The 20,460-nt window shown below is 70.4% G+C and carries 17 protein-coding genes; 5 read left to right on the top strand and 12 right to left on the bottom strand.

The genetic code is table 11. From position 1 onward, the window contains the following. Position 1: 1 nt before the first annotated feature. Positions 2 to 2,572 (bottom strand): alpha-glucan family phosphorylase, encoded by a 2,571-nt coding sequence (gene glgP / locus AC3IPY_RS08585; protein ID WP_489188020.1) that lies wholly within the window; start codon positions 2,570 to 2,572, stop codon positions 2 to 4. A 30-nt stretch (positions 2,573 to 2,602) separates the two neighbouring features. Between glgP and AC3IPY_RS08580 the strand changes: the two genes are divergently transcribed. Together AC3IPY_RS08580 and glgB are read left to right on the top strand one after the other, a co-directional pair. After that, a complete protein-coding gene (locus AC3IPY_RS08580; protein WP_489188019.1) occupies positions 2,603 to 4,678 on the top strand; it encodes an alpha-1,4-glucan--maltose-1-phosphate maltosyltransferase in 2,076 nt (691 codons plus the stop codon). Then, positions 4,671 to 6,893 (top strand): 1,4-alpha-glucan branching protein GlgB, encoded by a 2,223-nt coding sequence (gene glgB / locus AC3IPY_RS08575; protein ID WP_489188018.1) that lies wholly within the window; start codon positions 4,671 to 4,673, stop codon positions 6,891 to 6,893. The genes AC3IPY_RS08580 and glgB overlap by 8 nt, the downstream gene beginning before the upstream one ends. 57 nt (positions 6,894 to 6,950) lie before the next feature. On the opposite strand, the gene AC3IPY_RS08570 is transcribed toward glgB, so the two are convergent. Then, a complete protein-coding gene (locus AC3IPY_RS08570) occupies positions 6,951 to 7,901 on the bottom strand; it encodes a tetratricopeptide repeat protein (protein WP_489188016.1) in 951 nt (316 codons plus the stop codon). Further along, positions 7,898 to 9,871, bottom strand: coding sequence for a DUF8094 domain-containing protein (locus AC3IPY_RS08565; RefSeq protein ID WP_489188015.1), 1,974 nt, complete (start codon positions 9,869 to 9,871; stop codon positions 7,898 to 7,900). Before AC3IPY_RS08565 ends, AC3IPY_RS08570 begins: the two co-directional genes overlap by 4 nt. Positions 9,872 to 10,034: 163 nt before the next feature. Between AC3IPY_RS08565 and AC3IPY_RS08560 the strand changes: the two genes are divergently transcribed. Both AC3IPY_RS08560 and AC3IPY_RS08555 read left to right on the top strand, forming a co-directional pair. Continuing rightward, positions 10,035 to 11,690 carry a coiled-coil domain-containing protein gene (locus tag AC3IPY_RS08560; RefSeq protein WP_489188014.1) on the top strand — a complete coding sequence of 552 codons (1,656 nt, stop codon included), beginning with the start codon at positions 10,035 to 10,037 and terminating at the stop codon, positions 11,688 to 11,690. A 17-nt stretch (positions 11,691 to 11,707) separates the two neighbouring features. Then, entirely contained in the window at positions 11,708 to 12,772 is a 1,065-nt protein-coding gene (locus tag AC3IPY_RS08555) for an AI-2E family transporter (RefSeq protein ID WP_489188013.1), read from the top strand. A 64-nt stretch (positions 12,773 to 12,836) separates the two neighbouring features. Here AC3IPY_RS08555 and AC3IPY_RS08550 read toward each other — a convergent pair whose 3' ends face one another. The 9 genes from AC3IPY_RS08550 to rpsB all read right to left on the bottom strand — a co-directional run bounded on the left by AC3IPY_RS08550 (position 12,837) and on the right by rpsB (position 19,565). Further along, positions 12,837 to 13,583 (bottom strand): alpha/beta hydrolase, encoded by a 747-nt coding sequence (locus AC3IPY_RS08550; RefSeq protein WP_489188012.1) that lies wholly within the window; start codon positions 13,581 to 13,583, stop codon positions 12,837 to 12,839. Beyond that, positions 13,580 to 13,888, bottom strand: a complete 309-nt coding sequence (locus AC3IPY_RS08545; protein ID WP_489188011.1) for a hypothetical protein — start codon at positions 13,886 to 13,888, stop codon at positions 13,580 to 13,582. The genes AC3IPY_RS08550 and AC3IPY_RS08545 overlap by 4 nt, the downstream gene beginning before the upstream one ends. A gap of 98 nt (positions 13,889 to 13,986) precedes the next feature. Next, positions 13,987 to 14,598 (bottom strand): aggregation-promoting factor C-terminal-like domain-containing protein, encoded by a 612-nt coding sequence (locus AC3IPY_RS08540; RefSeq protein WP_489188010.1) that lies wholly within the window; start codon positions 14,596 to 14,598, stop codon positions 13,987 to 13,989. 110 nt (positions 14,599 to 14,708) lie between these two features. Then, a complete protein-coding gene (locus AC3IPY_RS08535) occupies positions 14,709 to 15,263 on the bottom strand; it encodes a DivIVA domain-containing protein (RefSeq protein WP_489188009.1) in 555 nt (184 codons plus the stop codon). Between the two features lie 20 nt (positions 15,264 to 15,283). After that, on the bottom strand, positions 15,284 to 16,267 hold the full coding sequence (locus tag AC3IPY_RS08530) for a phosphatidate cytidylyltransferase (RefSeq protein WP_489188008.1): 984 nt from the start codon (positions 16,265 to 16,267) through the stop codon (positions 15,284 to 15,286). A 10-nt stretch (positions 16,268 to 16,277) separates the two neighbouring features. Beyond that, positions 16,278 to 16,832, bottom strand: coding sequence for a ribosome recycling factor (gene frr, locus AC3IPY_RS08525; protein WP_489188007.1), 555 nt, complete (start codon positions 16,830 to 16,832; stop codon positions 16,278 to 16,280). A 32-nt stretch (positions 16,833 to 16,864) separates the two neighbouring features. Continuing rightward, the gene (gene pyrH, locus AC3IPY_RS08520; protein ID WP_489188006.1) at positions 16,865 to 17,596 is read right to left on the bottom strand and encodes a UMP kinase; all 732 of its coding nucleotides are present in this window, start codon (positions 17,594 to 17,596) and stop codon (positions 16,865 to 16,867) included. Positions 17,597 to 17,765: 169 nt separating this feature from the next. After that, entirely contained in the window at positions 17,766 to 18,590 is an 825-nt protein-coding gene (tsf, locus tag AC3IPY_RS08515; RefSeq protein ID WP_489188005.1) for a translation elongation factor Ts, read from the bottom strand. A gap of 39 nt (positions 18,591 to 18,629) precedes the next feature. Then, positions 18,630 to 19,565, bottom strand: a complete 936-nt coding sequence (gene rpsB / locus AC3IPY_RS08510) for a 30S ribosomal protein S2 (protein ID WP_489188004.1) — start codon at positions 19,563 to 19,565, stop codon at positions 18,630 to 18,632. A 343-nt stretch (positions 19,566 to 19,908) separates the two neighbouring features. On the opposite strand from rpsB, the gene AC3IPY_RS08505 reads away from it, so the two are divergent. After that, positions 19,909 to 20,427, top strand: coding sequence for a M23 family metallopeptidase (locus tag AC3IPY_RS08505; protein ID WP_489188003.1), 519 nt, complete (start codon positions 19,909 to 19,911; stop codon positions 20,425 to 20,427). The last annotated feature ends 33 nt before the right edge of the window (positions 20,428 to 20,460 follow it).

Below are 20,460 nucleotides of genomic sequence, written 5' to 3'. Positions count from 1 at the left end.
CTCAGCCGGCGAGCGCGACCAGCCCGAGCTCGGCGACCGACGCGAGCAGCGGATGCCTCGGCACGACGCGCACCGTGTAGCCGAACGCCCCTGCGCGGTCGAGCACGATCGACCCGGTGAACAGCTGCGGACCGTCGGCCCCGCCCGCGTCGGTGCCCGACACCGCCGGAGCCAGTGCCGTGCGCTGCGCGTGCTCGATGCGCTCGTCGGACCTGCTGCGACCGTGCACCGCCTCGACCACGACATCGTCGGGGGCGAGCCCGCCGAGGTCCACGTGCGCGCGCAGTCGCAGCTCGTCGCCGACGTGCGGCGACTCCACTCCCCCGGACTCGACATGCACGACCTGCACACGCGGCCAGGCCTCCCGCACGCGGTCACGGTACGCGGCGAGCTCCCTCGCACCCCGGTCGTTGTCGGCCGCGACGCGCTCGGCCTGCTCCGCGGCGGGCCGGTAGAGCTCCTCGACGTACTGCTTGACCATGCGGTCGGCGCCGAGTTCGGGGGCGAGCGTGCTGAGCGTCGTGCGCACCCGCCGCACCCACTCGACGGGCACGCCGTCGTCGTCGTGCTCGTAGTAGCGCGTCGCGACCCGGTGCTCGAGCAGGTCGTAGAGCGATGCCGCCTCGAGCGCGTCGCGTTCACCGGCATCGCCGGCGGCATCCGCAGACGGGATGACCCAGCCGAAGTCGTCACCCGCGTACTCGGCCCACCATCCGTCGAGGATCGACAGGTTCAGGGCGCCGTTCATGGCCGCCTTCATGCCGGAGGTGCCGCAGGCCTCGAGCGGACGGAGCGGATTGTTCAGCCAGACGTCGCAGCCGGGGTAGAGCAGCTCGGCCATGCCCATGTCGTAGTCGGGCAGGAAGACGATGCGCTCGCGCAGCTCGGGCTGCGAGGCGAACTGCACGAGCTTCTGGATGAGGCGCTTGCCCTCGTCGTCGGCTGGGTGCGACTTGCCCGCGATCACGAACTGCACCGGCCGAACGGGGTCGGTGAGGATCGCCTTCAGCCGCTCGGGATCCTGCAGCATGAGCGTCAGCCGCTTGTACGTGGGCACCCGGCGAGCGAAGCCGACCGTCAGGGTGTCGGGATCGAGCACGCGGCCGACCCACTTCGGCGGCTGCGCGCCGGCGTGCTGCTCGCTCCAGGCCGTGGCCAGACGACGACGGGCGTCCTCGACGAGCTGGAGGCGCATGGAGCGCTTGACATTCCAGAACTCGGCGTCGGAGACCGCGTCGCTGCGCCAGTCGGCATGCTCGGTGTCGCCGGTGCCGAGGTTGGACTCGGCGAGCGCGAGCAACGCCGGGTCGGTCCACGTCGGCGCGTGCACGCCGTTCGTGATGGACGCGATCGGCACCTCGTCGCGGTCGAAGCCCGGCCAGAGGTCGCCGAACATGCGCCGGCTCACCTCGCCGTGCAGCTTCGAGACGCCGTTCGCGCGCTGCGCGAGGCGCAGGCCCATGACGGCCATGTTGAACGCGCTCGTCGCGGGGTCCGCTCCGGGCTCGACGCCGAGGGCGAGTGCGTCGGCGAGGTCGACGCCCGGCAGCAGCGACGAGGTGAGGTAGCGCTCGACGAGCGCGCGATCGAAGCGGTCGATGCCGGCGGGCACCGGCGTGTGCGTGGTGAACACGGTGCCGGCGCGCACGAGCTGCAGCGCCTCGGCGAACGAGAGCCCCTCGCCGATATGCGTGGAGATGCGCTCGAGCCCGAGGAAGCCGGCGTGACCCTCGTTCATGTGGAACACGTCGGGCAGCGGGCGGCCGGCCAGCTCGGTGTACAGCTTGACCGCGCGCGCACCGCCGACGCCGAGCAGCAGCTCCTGCAGCAGGCGGTGCTCGCCGCCGCCGCCGTAGAGCCGGTCGGTCACCGACCGCAGCGCATCGGTGTTGGCCGGGATGTCGGTGTCGAGCATGAGCAGCGGGATGCGGCCGACGGCGGCCGTCCAGACGCGGGCGTGCAGTTCGGCGTCGTCGGGCAGCGCGAGCGTGACCTGCACCGGGGTGCCGTCGGGGTGGCGCAGCATCGACAGCGGCAGTCCGTCGGGGTCGAGCACCGGATAGCGCTCCTGCTGCCAGCCGTCGTCGGTGATCGACTGCGAGAAGTAGCCGGCCTTGTAGAACAGCCCGACGCCGATGAGCGGCACGCCGAGGTCGGATGCCGCCTTCAGGTGGTCGCCGGCGAGGATGCCGAGACCGCCCGAGTACTGCGGCAGCGCCGCGGTGATGCCGAACTCCGGCGAGAAGTACGCGATGGTGCGCGGCACCTCGGCGCCGAGCGACTGGAACCAGCGCGGCTCGTCGAGGTAGTCCCTGAGGCCTGCGCGCTCGCGCTCGGCCCACTGCACGAAGCCCTCGTCGGCGGCGAGCGCGTCCAGCCGCTCGGGCGCGACCTCGCCGAGCAGCGTGACCGGGTCGCGATTGGACGCGCGCCAGAGCTCGGGATCGATGGCCTCGAACAACCGGCGCGTGGGCTCGTGCCAGGACCACCGCAGGTTCGCGGCGAGCTCCTCGAGTGCGGCCAGCGGGGCGGGGACGACGGCACGGACGGTGAACTTGCGAATGGGCTTCACCCCACCAAACCTACGGCCCGTGCGTGTCGAATGTGTGAACGGCGGGGCACACCCGCGGAGGCATTCCGCGCTACGGTCGATTGCGTGAGCTCCCGTACCGTTCGCGCCGGCCGCATCCCCGTCACCCGGCTCTCCCCCGCGCTGCCCGATCCGCGCTGGCAGCCGAAGGCGTTCGAGGGCGAGGTCGTCCCGTTCCGGGCGAACGTGTTCCGCGAGGGTCACGACCAGGTCGGCGCGATGCTCGTGCTCACGGCGCCCTCCGGCGAGGTGCGCCGCGAGCGCATGCTGCTCACCGCGCCCGGCACCGACCGGTGGGAGGCGAAGGCCCTCCTCGACGAGACCGGCGAGTGGACCTGGCATGTCACCGGCTTCGACGACGAGATCGGCACCTGGCGCCACGATGCCGCGCTGAAGGTCGACGCCGGCGTCGACGTCGAGCTCATGTTCGAGATCGGCGCGCGGCTGCTCGATCGCGCGGTGACCGAGAAGTCCCGCCCCGCACCGGTGCGCAAGCGCCTCGGCGCCGTCGCGACGAGGCTCCGCGACCCCGCGGCATCCGTCGCCGACCGGCGCGCCCTCGTCGACGACCCCGCGCTCGCCGAGTTCGAGACGCGGCCGCTCGCGCTGCTCGCGACCGAGTCCGAGGAGCACGCGATCCGCGTCGAGCGCCGCAGGGCCGGCGTCGGCTCGTGGTACGAGTTCTTCCCGCGGTCCGAGGGCGCGAAGCGGCTGAAGAACGGCACCTGGAGGTCGGGCACCTTCCGCACCGCGATGAAGCGGCTCGACGGCGTCGCCGCCATGGGCTTCGACGTGCTCTACCTGCCGCCCATCCACCCGATCGGCGAGACGAACCGCAAGGGGCCGAACAACACGCTCGACCCGGCGCCCGGCGATCCGGGTTCGCCATGGGCCATCGGCGGGCCCCTCGCCGACGGCACGCCCGGCGGGCACGACGCGATCCATCCAGACCTCGGCACCCTCGCCGACTTCCGCGCCTTCGTGCGCCGCGCGAACGCGCTCGGCATCGAGGTCGCGCTCGACCTCGCCCTGCAGGCGTCGCCCGACCACCCGTGGGTGCACGAGCACCCCGAGTGGTTCACGACCCTGCCCGACGGCAGCATCCGCTACGCGGAGAACCCGCCGAAGAAGTACCAGGACATCTACCCGGTCAACTTCGACCTCGACCCCGACGGCCTCCTCGCCGAGGTCGAGCGCATCGTGCGGCACTGGATGAAGCAGGGCGTGCGAATCTTCCGCGTCGACAACCCGCACACGAAGCCGCTCGCCTTCTGGGAACGCCTCATCGGCGAGATCAACGCGACCGACCCCGACGTCGTCTTCCTCGCCGAGGCCTTCACCCGCCCGGCGATGATGCAGGCGCTCGCGATGGTCGGCTTCCAGCAGTCGTACTCCTACTTCACCTGGCGCAACACGAAGGAGGAGCTCGAGGAGTTCCTCACGAGCGTCTCCCAGCAGACGGCCGACTTCATGCGACCGAACCTGTTCGTGAACACGCCCGACATCCTCACCGAGTACCTCCAGTTCGGCGGTCCCGCCGCCTTCACGGTGCGTGCCACGATCGCGGCGACCGCCGCGCCCAGCTGGGGCGTCTACTCGGGCTTCGAGCTCTTCGAGTCCGTCGCACGCCCGGGTGCCGAAGAGGCCATCGACAACGAGAAGTACGAGTACAAGCCGCGCGACTTCGCCGCAGCGGAGGCCGAGGGGCGCTCGCTCGCGCTCTACCTCGGCATCCTGAACGGCATCCGCTCGGCCCACCCCGCGCTCGGGCAGCTGCGCAACATCCGGTTCCACACGAGCGACGACGATGCCGTGCTCGTGTACTCGAAGCATCTCGAGGGCCGGTTCACCCCCGACGGACTCGACGACACGATCATCGTCGTCGCGAACGTCGACCCCCATTCCGTCAGGGAGACCACCGTGCACCTCGACCTCGCCGCCATCGGCCTCGCGCCCGGCATCCGCTTCACCGTCGAAGACCTGGTCACCGGCCACCGCTGGCAGTGGGGCGATGCGAACTACGTCCGGCTCGACGCCTTCACGCGCCCGGCGCACGTGCTGCACGTGGTCCGTGGTTCCGATGACTGAGCAGACGCCTCCCGCCGGGCCCGCGGTCGCCGACGACGTGCTGCAGGCCGTCGCCGAGGGCCGGCACGCCGACCCGCACTCGGTGCTCGGCCAGCACCCGCTGGCGGCTTCGGCGACGGATGCCGCGGGGTCGGCCGATGCCGGCGAGCTGACGGTCATCCGCACCCGGCGCCCGCTCGCCGACGCCGTCGAGGCCGTGTTCGACGACGGCTCGGCGTTGCCGCTGGAGCACCTCGGCCACGGCATCTGGGGCGGCACGGCACGGGCGGGCCTGCGCGACTACCGCATCGGCGCGCGCTACGGCGACGACTCCTGGACGAGCGACGACCCCTACCGCTTCGCGCCGAGCATCGGCGAACTCGATCTGCACCTCATCGGCGAGGGTCGCCACGAGGAGCTCTGGCGGGTGATCGGCGCCCACCATCGCGCCCACTGGGGCGTCGACGGATCCGTCGACGGCACCTCCTTCACCGTCTGGGCCCCGCGCGCACAGGCGGTGCGCGTGGTCGGCGGCTTCAACCGCTGGGACGGGAGCTCGCATGCCATGCGCAGCATGGGGGCATCCGGCGTCTGGGAGCTCTTCGTGCCCGACGTCGAACCCGGCACCGTCTACAAGTTCGAACTGCTCACGGGCGACGGCTCCTGGCGCATGAAGGCCGACCCGATGGCGCAGCAGGCCGAGGTGGCGCCCGCGACCGGCTCCGTCGTGTCGTCGACCACGCACGAGTGGAGCGACGGCGCCTGGCTGGCGCAGCGCGCCGCGACGAACGCCCACGAGCGTCCGATGAGCATCTACGAGATGCACCTCGGCTCCTGGCGCCCGGGTCGCGGTTACCGCGACGTCGCCGACGAGCTCATCGAGTACCTCGGATGGCTCGGCTACACGCATGTCGAGTTCATGCCGCTGGCGGAGCATCCGTTCGGCGGGTCTTGGGGCTACCAGGTGACCGGCTACTTCGCCGCCACCAGCCGCTTCGGCCCCCCCGACGACCTGAGGTACCTCATCGACCGGCTGCACCAGGCCGGCTACGGCGTGATCATGGACTGGGTGCCGGGGCACTTCCCGAAGGACGAATGGGCGCTTGCACGATTCGACGGCGAGGCCCTCTACGAGCACCCCGATCCGCGCCGCGGCGAGCAGAAGGACTGGGGCACCTACGTCTTCGACTTCGGCAACCCGCGCGTGCGCAACTTCCTCGTCGCGAACGCCCTGTTCTGGCTCGAGGAGATGCACGTCGACGGGCTGCGCGTCGACGCCGTCGCCTCGATGCTCTACCTCGACTACTCGCGCGAAGCCGGCGAGTGGGAGCCGAACATCCATGGCGGACGCGAGAACCTCGAGGCCATCGGGTTCCTGCAGGAGGCCACGGCCACGGCCTACAAGCGCAATCCCGGCATCGTCATGATCGCCGAGGAGTCCACCTCGTTCCCCGGCGTCACCGCCCCGACCTCGGGCGGCGGCCTCGGGTTCGGCTACAAGTGGAACATGGGCTGGATGCACGACACCCTGCAGTACATCGCGAAGGACCCGATGTACCGCTCGCACCACCACCACGACCTCACGTTCTCGTTCCTCTACGCGTTCAGCGAGCATTTCGTGCTGCCGATCAGCCACGACGAGGTCGTGCACGGCAAGGGCTCGCTCATCCGCAAGATGCCGGGCGACCACTGGCAGCAACTCGCCAACGTGCGCGCCTACCTCTCGTTCATGTGGGCGCACCCCGGCAAGCAACTGCTGTTCATGGGCCAGGAGTTCGGCCAGCTCTCCGAGTGGAGCGAGGAGCGCGGACTCGACTGGTGGATCCTCGAGCAGCCGAGCCACAAGGAGCTCGCCGAGTTCGTCGGCGCCCTGAACCGCACGTATCGCGATCATGCAGCGCTCTGGCAGCTCGACGACGACGCGGCGGGCTTCGAGTGGGTCGAGGGCGGCGCCGCCCAGCAGAACGTCGTCGCGTTCCTCCGCTACGACCGCGATCGCCGGCCCCTGCTCTGCATCGTGAACTTCGCCGGCATGCCGCACGAACGATTCCGGCTCGGGTTGCCCTTCGCGGGTCGCTGGCGGGAGGTGCTGAACTCGGATGCCGCGCAGTGGGGCGGCTCGGGAGTCGGCAACCTCGGCGCGGTCGACGCGACCGACACGCCCTGGTCGGAGCGCCCCGCGTCGGCCGAGTTCACGCTTCCGCCGCTCGGCGCGGTCTGGTTCACGTTGGAGTAGACGACGAAAGCCCCGCCGATCGGGCGGGGCCTTCGTCGTGCGAGCGCTGCGCGCGTCTCAGAAGAGCAGGTTCGTGAGCCGTCGCCGCGCGACCGCGACGCGCGGGTCCTCGGTGCCGACGACCTCGAACAGCTCGACCAGGCGCTCGCGCACGAGCTTCTTCTGGTCGGCGTCGAGCTTCGGGAACATCGACAGCAGCCGGTCGAAGGCGTCGTCGACATGCCCGCCCGAGAGGTCGAGGTCGGCGACGTCGAGCTGCGCCTGCAGGTCGTCGGGCCCCGCGGCGGCCGCGTTGCGGATCGAGTCGAGCGTCTTGCCGTTCAGGCGGCCGAGCAGGTTCGCCTGCGCGAGGCCGGCGATGGCCATCTGGTCGCGCGGGTCCTGCGCGATCGCCGTCTTGTAGGCCGAAGCCGCGGCCGCGAAGTCACCGCGCTCGATGGCGTCGTACGCCTCCTGATGCAGGGGCGGCAGCGGGGGCTCGGCGGGCGCCTGCTCGGTGGAATCGGTCTCGCCCTCGGCGGAGGCATCCGGCACCGGAACCGAACCGGTCACGCCGTGCTGCGACGCGAGTTCGAGCAGCTGGTCGAAGACCTGGTCGATGACCTCCTCGGGCTGCACGCCCGCGAAGAGCGGAACGGGCTGGCCCGCGACGACGGCGACGACCGTCGGCACGGACTGCACCTGGAAGGCCTGCACGAGCTGCGGGCTGCGGTCGGCATCGGCCGCGGCGAGCACGAGACGGCCGCCGCGCGCCCTCACGAGGCGCTCGAGGGTCTCGACGAGCCCCGTGGAGGGCTCGCTCCAGGTGGCCCAGACGGCCACGACGACCGGGACGGTGCGCGACAGCTCGAGGGCGGCGCCGAAGCCGGAGTCATCGGTCTGGAAGACGACCTGGTCACCGCCCGCGCCCGCCGGGGGCGCGGCGGCGTTCTGCTGCTGCGGGCGCTGCACGAGCGACGACAGGTCGACCGCGCCGCGAAGCGCGGCGTGCGGGGTGGGGTCGGTCACGGTACCTCCGATGCTCCGATGAGACCCTCGGACCAGCCGAGGAGTCGGATCTTGTCTTCTGAACCGACGGCCGGAACGTAGAACACCATCTGGATGTCGATGATGCGCTGCACGCCCTTGGCGCTCTTGCCGGTGAATCCCGAGAGCGCCGCGCCTGGCGAGCCCTCCTTGAAGCCGATCGTGCCGCCGTCGTTCGGCGTCACGTTCTCGGTCTGCACGATGTCGGCCGTCACGAGGGCGCCCGAGTCGTTCGTCGCGAGCGCGATGGTGGGGCCGTCGCCGACCTTGTTCGAGAAGGCGATGTCGGCCGTCGGCGATTCGGCGTGCAGGTCGTCGCGGGTGGCCTGCTGCCCCTCGACGCCGAGTTGCTGCTGCAGCAGGTCGCCGTCGGAGTCGAACATGTCGGCGTACTCGGAGTCCGCGCCCTTGATGAGCACGTCGGCATACGCGGCACCGACCTGATCGGGCTGCATCACGAGGCCCTTGAACTCGGGCGAGATGAGCGGCGCGCCGATGCTCGCGGGTGCGACCTCCGGCACCTCGGCGTCGGGAGCCAACGCCATGGCGTAGACGGCCCTGTAGTTCTCGCGCGGCGACATCTGCTGCAGGAACAACGCGGTCGGGGCGACCGTCTCGTCGTCGGAGGGCTGCGCGACCACGAGCACCGTGCGCCCCGTCGTCGGCCAGCCCGCGACCTGTTGCGGCAGGATCAGCGTCGGCGTGGTGGCGGGCACCGGCACCGGGCCGGGCTGGTCGGGCAGGCTCGTGCGGATCGCGTAGTTCGCCTTGCGCGCCTCGAGCGCCGGACCGGTGAACCGATCGGCCGCCGCGCCCGCATCGAGCGCGGCATCGGCGTCGGCCGCGGTCGTCGCGACCTCGGTCATGATGCGTTCCATCTGCGGAACGGTCACGGCGGGCACGAGCGGTTCGGCCACGGGCTCGCCGGCGTCCGGCTCCTCGGTCGCGGCGGGGTCGAGCGGCGGCTCGGTCGTCGACGGCGCCGTGGTCGCAGGCGGCTGCTCGAAGCTCGGCCAGTAGTCGGATGAGCACGCGGTGAACGCGAGCACGGGAATGACGAGCACCGGCAGCAGCGCCACCCGCTTCGCCCGCCCGATCGCACGCCGGCCGCCGAGCTGGCTGCGGCGCAACGCAGGGGGCTTCGGGCCGCTCGGGAGCTTCGTGCGACCACCCTGGTTGCGGCGCGGGCCGCGCGAGCGACGGTGGTGCACGAACCCGGAGATCACGAGCGCGATGCCGACGAGGAAGAGCGCGCCGCCGCCGGCGAGCAGCGGACCCGCCCACGGGGTCGCGTTGTCGAGCGGCCAGGTCAGCGAGACCTTCGACGGTGCCGGGTTGGTGCCATCGGATGCGACGAGCACGGCGATGTCCTCAGGTACGTCGATGGTCGTCGTGACCGAGCGCTCGCCCGAGATCTCGTCGAGCCAGAGATCGGAGCCCGCGGGGTTCGCGGCCGGATCGACGACGACCTCGCCATCGGTGTCGGCCTCTTCGGTCGGAGCGGCGGTGGGCTCGGGCGTCGGCGCCGGCGTCGCGGACGGAGCAGGGCGCGACGTCGGCGACGTGGTCTCGTCGGTCTCCGGTTCGTCGGTCTCGGCCTCGCCCTCGGCCGCGGCCGCGGCCGCACGGTCGGCCGCGTCGGTCGTCACGAGCTCGCCCCTCTCGGCGTCGAAGCCGATCGACTCGTAGCCGTCGTCGCCGATCCACGCGACGACATCGCTCATGCGCCCGTACGCGAGGAAGACCAACTCGGACCCCGAGACCGTGAGCGTCTGCTTGCCCTCGTAGGCGTCGAGCGCGCTCGGCTCCACGACGACGTAGGCGACGTCGGACTCGATCGACGACGTCAGCGAGACGCGGTCCGGCTCGAGGAACACCGTGCGCTGCGCGATGCCGAACCCGATCATCACTGCGGCGGCGGCGAAAGCCAGGATGGCGAAGACGAATCGCACGTTACCTCCGGTGCCGCTGGATGCGGCGTTGAACAAAGACAACCAAGCCTACCGGCTCGAGTCTGGGAGTCGCCCCACGCATGGCTGGAGACTCGAATCCACCGTGCATGCCGTGAACGTGCGAACGTGTCGGAACATCCCCGTAGAATCGATGGATTCCCGCATGCGCCCCCACGACGCGGGACAGAGCCCGGAGGAAGAATTGGCCGTCGAAGAGACCGAGTTCACGCAGGTATTCCGTGGATACGACAAAGACGAAGTCGACAAGAGCATCAATGGCCTGCGTCGAGACATCATCACCGCGAACAACCAGCTCGCCGAGCAGACGAAGGAGCAGAAGCGACTCCTCGCCCGCATCGAGGAGTTGAGCGCCGAACTCGAAGAGGTCGGCAGCCCCACCTTCTCGGGCCTCGGCACGAAGCTCGAGAACACGCTCCGTGTCGCCGAGGAGCAGTCCACGCGCCTCATCGCGCAGGCCGACATCGACGCCGAGAAGCTGCGTCGTGCCGCCGAAGACGAGGTGCACCTGCTCCGCTCCGACGCGCACGAGCTCGCCGAGCGCACGCTCAGCGAGGCGAAGGCCCAGGCGGCGCGGGTGCTCGAGAACGCCCGCTCCGAGGCCGACGACATGGTCTCGCGCGCGCACGAGGCGAGCGAGCAGCTCCGCCAGGACGCCGCCCGCGACGCCGCCGCCATCCGCGGCGCCGTGAACACCGAGGCCGCCGAGCTCCGCACGAGCGCCAAGCGCGATGCATCCGCCGCCGTCGCGGGCGCCGAGCGCAAGGCCTCCGAGATCCTCCTCGCCGCGAACACCGAGGCCACCGAGGCCCGTGCGACCGCCGCCGGCCTCGCTCAGGAGACCGAGCAGACCCGCGCCGAGGTCGCGATCGAGCTCGACCGCGCCCGCGCCGAGCTCGCCAAGGAGACCGAGCAGGCCCGCATCGACCTCGCGGCCGAAACCGAGCAGTCCCGCCTCGACCTCGAGCGCGAGGCCGCCGAGGCGCGCGCCGCCATCGAGGCCGAGATCGACGAGCGCCGAGCCGCACTCGTGCACGAGCTCGAGCAGGCCCGCACCGACCTCGACCGCGAGCTCGCGGCGAGCAAGGCCGAACTCGCCCAGCAGCGCGAGCAGACCGAGGTCGACCTCGCCCGCGAGGCCGAGGCCGCACGCCTCAAGCTCCAGCACGAGCTCGAGCGGCTTCGCGCCAAGCACGCCGCCGACCTCGACCAGATGCGCGCCGACCTCGCCCTCGAGCAGGAGCAGGCCCGCGCCGACTTCGACGCCGAGTCCGAACAGTCGCGCATCGACCTCGACAACCAGCTCACCTCCATGCGCAAGAAGACCACGCACGAGGTCAACCGCATGCGTCGTGAGATCGAGAAGGCCCACCTCGACCTCGAGGCCGAGCTGGCCACCAAGCGCGACGAGGCCGAGCAGGAGCTGCTCACCACGCACCAGTCCGCCGTCGCCGAGACCCAGAAGTTCCTCGACGACGCGAACGCAGAACTCGCCGAGGCCGTCGCACGCACGGCCGACAGCCGCGCCGAGGCCGAGCGCCTCGAGACCCAGGTTCGCACCGAGATCGCCGCGGTCCGCGACAAGGCCGACGACGAGGCACGCGACCGCATCGCCGACGCGCATGCGCAGGCCCGCAAGCTCATCGCCGACGCCGAGGAGCGCACCCGTGCACTCGTCGCCGACGCCGAAGACCGCCTCTCGCAGATCAAGATCGAACGCGACGCGGTGGCGGGCTACTTCGAGAGCCTCCGCGGCGTGCTCACCCAGGCCGAGCAGGTCGCCGCGGCGAGCCGCGCGTAGACCGAGCGGCGGGGCCGGTGAAGATCCAGAACGCGTTCCGAATCGGCCTCGCCGGCACGCTCGGCGTCGGCGTGGGCATCCTCATCCTCACGTCGATCGCCAGCCTGTCTACCGTGCTCACATATGTGGGTGCGGCGCTCTTCCTGGCCCTCGGCCTCGAGCCCGCCATCGGGTGGCTCGAGCGCCGGGGGCTTCCCCGTTGGGCGGCGATCCTCATCGTCATGACCGGCGTCGGGCTCATCCTCGCCGCGCTCGTGCTCGCGGTCGTGCCGATCATCGTCGAGCAGGTCAGCCAGCTCGTCGAAGAGGTGCCCTCGATCGTCGAACGCGTGAATTCGACCGACTGGGTCGAGGCACTCTCCCAGCAGTTCCCGCAGGTCAAGATCGAGGAGATCTTCAACCAGGCGACCACGGCCATCACGGACTTCTTCACGAACCCCGAGAAGCTCTCCGAGCTCGCGGGCGGCGTGTTCCAGGTCGCCGTGGCCATCGGCGCCGGCATCTTCGCCGCGATCATCGTCTTCATCCTCACGCTGTACTTCTCGGCGTCGCTCAATGCGATGAAGCACACCGCGTACCAGCTCGTGCCGGCTTCGCGCCGCGCACGGTTCGCCGACCTCACCGAGCAGATCACGCAGTCCGTCGGTCGCTACGTGCTCGGCCAGGCGGGGCTGGCCGCCTGCAACGGCGTGCTGAGCTTCATCTTCCTCTCGATCATCCAGGCGCCCTTCCCCGCCGTGCTGGCCTTCATCGCCTTCATGTTCTCGCTCGTGCCGCTGGTCGGCACGCTTTCGGCGTCGGTCGTCATCGTGCTCGTCTGCCTCATCCCCGGCCTGGGGTCACCGCTCACCGCACTGGTCGCGGCCATCTACTACCTCGTCTACATGCAGGTCGAGGCATACGTGCTGAGCCCGCGCATCATGAACCGCGCCGTCAAGGTCCCCGGCGCCCTCGTGGTCATCGCCGCGCTGGCCGGTGGCACGCTCCTCGGCATCCTCGGCGCGCTCGTCGCCATTCCCGTGGCGGCATCGGTGCTGCTCATCATCAAGCAGGTCGTCATCCCGCGCCAGAACACGCTCTGAGCTTGCCGTCGCGGCGACCGCGCACTCGCCGTGCCGACTCGGCGGACTCGGTCGGCGGCCCGGATCAGCCGGCGGTCGGCGCTGCCACCGGCCACGTCGTCGGCAGCGGGGATGCCGCGGGGTTCACTGCTGCCACGATCTCATCGAGTACCCGCCGGGTCTGCGACTCCCCCACCCAGAGGTGGCGGCCGCCCTCGACGTCGATGCGTCGAATACGTGGAACCACCGCGAATCGCTCGGCCGCGGCATCCGGCCGCAGGTAGTCGTCGAGCTCGGGGATCAGCGCGACCACGGGCACCGACGAGTCGTTCCAGCGCCGCAGTTCGTCATCGGTCGTGCGATGCAGCGGAGGCGAGAGCAGCACGGCCCCCGCGATGTCGTGCTCGAGGCCGTACTTCAGCGCGAGTTCGGTGCCGAACGACCAGCCGACCAGCCACGGGTTCGGAAGCCCGCGCTGCGCGACGAACGCCATCGCGGCCGCGACGTCTTCGCGTTCGGCGACGCCCTCGCCGAACGCGCCGTCACTCGTGCCACGGGGCGAGGTCGTGCCCCGCGTGTTGAAGCGGAGCACGGCGAGGTCGGCAAGCGCCGGGAGCCTCGCCGCGGCCTTGCGCAGGATGTGCGAGTCCATGAATCCGCCCGCCGTGGGCAGCGGATGCAGCGTGACGAGCGTCGCGACCGGTGGTCGGTCGACCGGTGTCGCGAGCTCGCCCAGGAGCGTCAGCCCGTCTGCGGTGTGCAGGCGGACCTCCTCCCGGTTCGCGGGCAGCTCGACGCCCGCGCGGATCTCGATCGGTTCGGTGCTGCTCATCGAGCCCCCATCCTCCAGCAGTGCAGATGCCAGTGACGTCGCGCGGCGAGGTCGGCCGCGTCGCCGAGCACGCCGTCGGCGCGCCACACGACCACATGCGCGACCCCCGTCGCCACCTCGAGCGAACAGCCCGGGCACAGGTAGGTCTTCACCGCCTGCGCCTCGGACACGGGCTGGACGTTCCATTCGCGGCCGGCGCGGACCTCGGTGCGCCGCCAACCCGCGCTCAGGCGCTCGACATCGAGCTCCGGATGCGGCTCGCGAGCCCTGGCCGCGCGCCCATGGGATCGGTTCGAGCGCGGCATGCCTTCGATTCTAGATGCGGATGCGGCATCCGCCGGCCTCGAGCCGATGAGCCGGCACGCTGATGCTCCGGCGCCGATGCGCGCGGGCGCGGTGCGGCTCAGTACCAGCCGGAGGACTCGGAGTGCGACCACGCGCCGCAGGGCGTGCCGTATCGGCCCTGGACGTACCCCAGACCCCACTCGACCTGCGTGGCGGCATTGGTCTCCCAATCGGCGCCGGCGGACGCCATCTTCGAGCCGGGCAGCGCCTGCGGAATGCCATAGGCACCGCTGCCGGCGTTGTAGGCGTTCACGCGCCAGCCGGACTCCTTGTTCCAGAGGGCGACGAGACAGTCGAACTCGGTCGTCGGCCAGCCGCGGGCTGCCACGGCGGTCGCGGCGTACGCCTGCGCGGACCCGGGATCGGGTGTCACGGCGGGCGGGGCCCAACCGGCCTCGGCGCTCGTCGCCGCCGGCTCGACGTACGCCGGCTTCGCCTCGACGTCGTACTGCTCACGCGTCGCATCGAGCGTGTAGTCGCCGTCGACCTCGAGCGCCTGGACCTCGGCGCCGCCGAATCGATCGGAGGCGACACGGTCGGGCGTCGCGGTCGCCAGCGCGGTGGGATCGACCAGGTTCACGGCGACGAACCCGAGCGCGGCGCAGAACGCGAACAGCACGGTCGCAGCCTGCTTGACCGGACCCCGCGTCGTCGACACGGGTCGCGGCACGGCCGGCGTCTCGACGCTTGGTTCGATTCCGTTGTGCCTGCCCACGATGGATCGAGTGTATCCGAGCCGGGGGCCGCTCGGAGACCGGCGACGGCCGGTCGCGCGCCCGCTCAGCGGACGGCCTGCATGACGTCGACGACCGCGTCGAGCACGAGGTCGACCTGCGACTCCCGATACCCGCCGCGCTGGGTCGTGAACACGACGCTGCGCACGTCTTCGACGGAGATCGGCCAGCCGTCGCGGAAGTACCGCGTGAGCTTGTCGGCGAACTTGTCGACGTCGCGAACCCGGTATCCGAGCGCGATCGGACTCACCCGGTCGAATCGGTGCCCCTCATCGCGCGCGAGCCGGTTCGAGACCACCTGGGCCGTCGCCCTGGCCTCGGCGAGCCACACCTCATCGCCGTGCAGGCGTGCGGCGACCTGGCGCTCGTCGGCTGCGAACGCGTCTTCGAGGCGTTCGAGGGCGGCATCGACGTCGGCCGTGACGTAGCCGCCCTTCTGCATGCCGAACGCCGTCAGGCGGATGCGCTCGGAGTTCAGCGGCGGATCGTCGGGCAACGGCGTGCCGTCGTACGCCCGACGCGCGACGTGGAGGAACTCGTCGACCTGGGCCGTGTTGTACCCGCGCTGGGGCTTTCGCGTGCGAGGAAAGGTGGAGTCCACCGACCCATTATCGCCGAGCATCATCCGAAGATGCGGAACGCCACGAACGCGACTGCGGCCGACGGCAGGATCGAGTCGAGCCGATCGAGGAATCCGCCGTGACCCGGGAGCCAGGAGCTCATGTCCTTGATGCCCAGGTCGCGCTTGACCAGCGACTCCGCGAGGTCGCCGAGCGTTGCCGTGAGGAAGATCGCGATGCCGAAGATGAGGCCGAACCACCACGAGTTGTCGAGCAGGAGCACCGACAGCAGCACGCCTGCGACGATGCTCACACCCGCGCCCCCGGCGAAGCCCTCCCACGTCTTCTTGGGACTGATCACCGGCGCCATCGGGTGCTTGCCGAACATCAGGCCGAACGCATAGGCCCCCGTGTCGGCCGAGATCGCCACGATCACGAACGCGAGGGTCCACCACTGCCCGCCGTCGGCGGCGGTCAGCACGACGGCGAACGTCGCGAGGAACGTCACGTACCCCTGCACGAACGCGCCGGCGGCGATGTCGCGCACGAGCGCCCGGCCGGGCGTGCGCGAATGCGACGACACCTGCTCGGCGATCCGCCAGAGCGTCACGAGCACGATGCCGCCGAGCACGGCCAGGAACTGGCCGCCCGCTCCCCCGTAGTAGGCGAACGGCACCGCGAGCACCGCCACGACGACCGACGGGATGCGAGGCACGTCGTAGCCGCCCTTGCGGAGCGCCTGCGCGAGTTCGTAGCTGGCGAACGCGGCGATGACGACCGCGAACACCATGAACAGCTCTTTGATCACGAGCAGGCTCAGCAGGAGGGCGCCGCCGAGGACGAGCCCGATCAGGATCGCACCGATCAGATTGCGACCGGTGCGAGCCTGGATCTTCTCCTGCGCCTGATCGAACTGCGCCTTCGAGGCCTCGAACTGACGCTCGAGGTCGGCCTTCTTCGCGTTGACCTGCGACCGGAATTCATGGCGCGCGTTGCGCTCCCGCCCCCCGGCGTCCGCATCGTCGTGTTCAGGGACGCCCGACATCGTGTTTCCCTCAGACCTCGAGGAGTTCGGCTTCCTTGCGCTTGAACGCGTCGTCGATCGCGTCCACGTTGGACTTCGTGATCTGCTCGAGCTCCTTCTCGCCGCGAGCGACCTCGTCGTCTCCGACCTCGCCCTTGAGCGAGTCGAGGTCGTCCTTCGCCTTGCGGCGGATGTTGCGCACCGAGACGCGAGCGTCTTCGGCCTTCGACTTCACGATCTTGACGTACTCGCGCCGGCGCTCCTCGGTCAGCTCGGGGAGCGTGACGCGCACGATGTTGCCGTCGTTCGAGGGGTTCGCACCCAGGTTCGGGGTGTCGCGGATCGCCTGCTCGATGTCCTTCAGCGCGCTCTTGTCGTAGGGCGTGACGACCAGCGTGCGGGCCTCGGGGTTCGCGAGCGATGCGAGCTGCGCGAGCGGCGTGGGCGTGCCGTAGTAGTTCACCAGGATCTTCTGGAAGAGCTGGGGGTTGGCACGGCCGGTACGCACGGACGAGAAGTCGTCTTTCGCGACCTCGACGGCCTTCTGCATGCGTGCGGTGGCATCGGACAGTACATCCGCGATCACGGTGGCTCCTTCGGTTCGCTGCTCGGGACAGTCTATCGAGTCGGCGAGGACTCGCTGTTGCTGACGATGGTGCCGAGATCGGCACCGAGGATCGCCGCGGTGACGTTGCCGCCCGGCGACATGCCGAACACCTGCATCGGCATGCCGTTGTCCATGCAGAGGCTGAACGCCGTGGAGTCGACGACCTTGAGCCCCCGCTGCAGGGCCTCCTGATAGGTGATGCGGTCGATCTTGTGCGCGTCGGGGTTCGTGCGCGGGTCGTCGGAGTAGACGCCGTCGACGCCGTTCTTCGCGACGAGCACGACGTCGGCGTCGATCTCGAGGGCGCGCTGCGCGGCGACCGTGTCGGTCGAGAAGTAGGGCAGGCCCGCGCCTGCGCCGAAGATGACGACGCGGCCCTTCTCGAGGTGTCGCTCGGCACGACGGGGAATGTACGGCTCGGCGACCTGGGTCATCGAGATCGCGGACTGCACCCGCGTCTCGGCCCCGGCCTGCTCGAGGAAGTCCTGGAGCGCGAGCGAGTTCATCACGGTTCCGAGCATGCCCATGTAGTCCGCTCGGCCGCGGTCCATGCCGCGCTGGGAGAGTTCCGCCCCGCGGAAGAAGTTGCCTCCGCCGACCACGATCGCGATCTCGACCGTGCGAGCGGCGTCCGCGATCTCTCGTGCGAGGGCGCTCACCACATCGGGATTCACGCCGAGCGAGCCTCCGCCGAACGCCTCCCCCGAGAGCTTGAGCATGACCCTGCGTCTACGTTCCGTCATCCCCGACCGTTCCTTCCCCTTGAGAGACAAAGCTAGTGGTTCCCGCCCGCCCGCGCAGTGCGCGGCGTGCAGGGGTTTCCGCGGCCGATCGGCCGGCGGCTGCCCGGTTTCATGCGGACACAGCAAAGGAGTCCGGATCGCCAGGCGATCCGGACTCCTCCACTTCGGCTTACGCCGTGGCCTTGAACCGGGCGAACGCGGTCACGTTGATGCCCGCGTCGGCCAGGACCTTCTGGACCTGCTGCTTGTTGTCGCGGGCGTAGTCCTGCTCGAGCAGGGCGACCTGCTTGAAGAACGAGGTCAGGCGACCCTCGATGATCTTCGGCAGGGCCGCCTCGGGCTTGCCCTCGTTGCGGCTGATCTCGGTGACGATCTCGCGCTCCTTCTCGACGACGTCGGCCGGAACCTCGTCGCGGGTCAGGTACGTGGGGTCGAACATCGCGATGTGCTGGGCGATCGCGCGAGCGGTCTCCTCGTCATCGCCCGAGTAGGACACCACGACGCCGATCTGCGGCGGCAGGTCCTTCGACGTCTTGTGCAGGTACACCGCGAACTTCTCACCCGACAGCGTGACGGCGCGCGTGAGCGCGACCTTCTCGCCGAGGATGGCGGCCTGCTCGTCGATGACCTCGCCGACGGTCTTGCCGTCGAGCGGTGCGGCCAGCGCGGCGTCGACGTCGACGGCGCCGGCAGCGGCGACCGCGTCGAGCACCTTGTCGGCGAGCGTGACGAACTTCTCGTTCTTCGCGACGAAGTCGGTCTCGCACGCCAGCTGGATCAGGGTGTAGCCCGCGGGCGACTCCTTGGCCGCGACGAGGCCCTCGCTCGTGGAGCGGTCGGCACGCTTCGCGTTGCCCTTCGCACCCTTGAGTCGGAGGATCTCAGTTGCCTTCTCGAGGTCGCCGTCGGCCTCCTCGAGCGCCTTCTTGGTGTCGACCATGCCCGTGCCGAGCTGCTCGCGCAGGGCCTTGATGTCGGCGATGCTGATTGCCATTTCCGGCATTCTCCTTTGAGTCTGAGTTGGTCGGCGGAATTACTCTGCTGCGGCCTCGGCAGCGGGCTCAGCGGCCTCGGCAGCTGCCTCGTCGTCGGCCGACTCGGTCGCGGCCTCGTCGACGACCTCGGCGGCCTCGACCTTGGCCTCGGCCTCGGTCTCGGCGACCTTCTCGGTCTCGGCCGACGCCTGCTCGGGGGTGGTCTCGGAGCCTGCCTGGAGCAGTTCCTTCTCCCACTCGGCGAGCGGCTCGACGGCCGAGACGTTGCCGGCCTCTTCGGGCTTCTGGTGGCGCTCGATGAGGCCCTCGGCTGCGGCATCCGCGATGATGCGGGTCAGCAGCGCGACGGAGCGGATGGCGTCGTCGTTGCCCGGGATCGGGTACTGGACCTCGTCGGGGTCGCAGTTGGTGTCGAGGATGCCGATCACGGGGATGCCGAGCTTCTTGGCCTCGTCGATCGCGAGGTGCTCCTTCTTGGTGTCGACCACCCAGAGCGCCGAAGGCGTCTTCGACAGGTTGCGGATGCCGCCGAGCGACTTGTGCAGCTTGTCGAGCTCGCGCTTCTTGATGAGGAGCTCCTTCTTGGTGAAGCCGCTCGTGGTGCCCTCGAAGTCGAGCTCCTCGAGCTCCTTCATGCGCGCGAGGCGCTTGGAGACCGTCTGGAAGTTGGTGAGGAGGCCGCCGAGCCAACGCTGGTTGACGTAGGGCTGGCCGACACGGGTCGCCTGCTCGGCGATGGACTCCTGGGCCTGCTTCTTCGTGCCGACGAAGAGGATGGTGCCGCCGTGGGCGACCGTCTCGCGGACGAAGTCGTACGCCTTGTCGATGAAGGCGAGCGACTGCTGCAGGTCGATGATGTAGATGCCGGAACGCTCGGTGAAGATGAAGCGCTTCATCTTCGGGTTCCAACGGCGGGTCTGGTGCCCGAAGTGCACGCCGCTGTCGAGCAGCTGGCGGATGGTGACGACGGCCATGAGCCGTACTCCTTTGTTCTCAGTTGACGCTCCGACCGGCGGACGGAACCCTGGTGCCCGGCACGGCTCCGCCCGGTGCAGTTCGCGAGAACTGGGTCGAGACTGAATGGAGTCGTTGGCCGAAATGGCACGCGTAGTCACCCCGACGGGCGGGGTGCTCCTGACACTCTACCATCGGCACCTGTCCTCCCCAACCCGGCCGCCCGGTGGAACGTGCCGCAGCGCGGCCGTCGCGCGGTCCCGGATGCCGCGGGCGGGCGAGCATCGCTGCATGATCGTCTCAGCGACCCGACCGCCCCGTCCTCGCCCGGAACGCCGCCGCCCGCGAACGTCTTCCGGCGGAATGCGGCGCGGTTGCACGGCACTCCTGCTCGCCGGCCTCGCCGCCGCCTTCGCTCCAGTCGGACCGGCGGCATCCGCTCCGCCCCCCGCGAAGGCCGCCGTGCTCGTGGAGCGCGGCCCATGGGCCTGGCCGACCGCGCCGCCCATCAGGGTCACGGCTCCGTTCCGGGCCCCGGCGACCCCTTACGCGGCCGGCCATCGCGGCGTCGACCTCGGTGCCGACGTCGGCGAGACGATCGTGGCGCCGGCGGCGGGGGTCGTCTCCTTCGCCGGCATGGTCGCGGGCCGGCCCGTGATCTCGATCGACCATGGCCACGGCGTCATCAGCTCGATGGAGCCCGTGTCGACCGAGCTCTCCGCGGGCGAGGCGGTGTCGGAGGGCGACCCGATCGGCGCCGTCGGCGCGGGCGGTCATTGCGACGGGTGCGTGCACCTGGGCGTGCGCGTCGACGGCGAGTACGTCTCGCCGCTGCTCTTCCTCGGCGGCGTGCCATGGGCCGTGCTGCTGCCGCTCACGTGACGACACGATGCCGGTTCGACCGCTCGCGGCTGC

Source organism: Agromyces sp. GL_144 (genome assembly GCF_057834305.1).
This window is presented reverse-complemented; position numbering and strand designations above follow the sequence as displayed.